At 61.9% G+C, this 273-nt stretch carries 1 pseudogene; it reads right to left on the reverse strand.

Annotated features, from left to right (window positions below):
• Positions 1-273 (reverse strand): annotated as a pseudogene (locus NQ034_RS16105) (IS256 family transposase); the annotation flags it as partial.

Below are 273 nucleotides of genomic sequence, written 5' to 3' on the forward strand. Positions count from 1 at the left end.
GGAAGTCTTTGATCGCCTTGTTCGGTCCGCCTTCTAACGCGTTCGTCGTCTTCGCGATCGTGTAGCCGTCTTCGGCGAGTTTCAGCCAGGTGAATAACTGGTCGGCGCGGATCAGGTTGGCCAGCAGCTTGTGGGCTCTGCGGGTGCGGATGTGGGTGTACCACCAAGACTGGTTCGCTCCGACGTGAGCCGGCCGGCTCGCTCCCGATTTCGCGCGGGTGCGGTGTTTGAGGAACGTTTCCCAGTGTGCTTCCCACGTGGCGAACTCGGCAC

The sequence above is a fragment of the Brevibacterium moorei genome (assembly GCF_024580735.1).
GTDB lineage: Bacteria > Actinomycetota > Actinomycetes > Actinomycetales > Brevibacteriaceae > Brevibacterium > Brevibacterium moorei.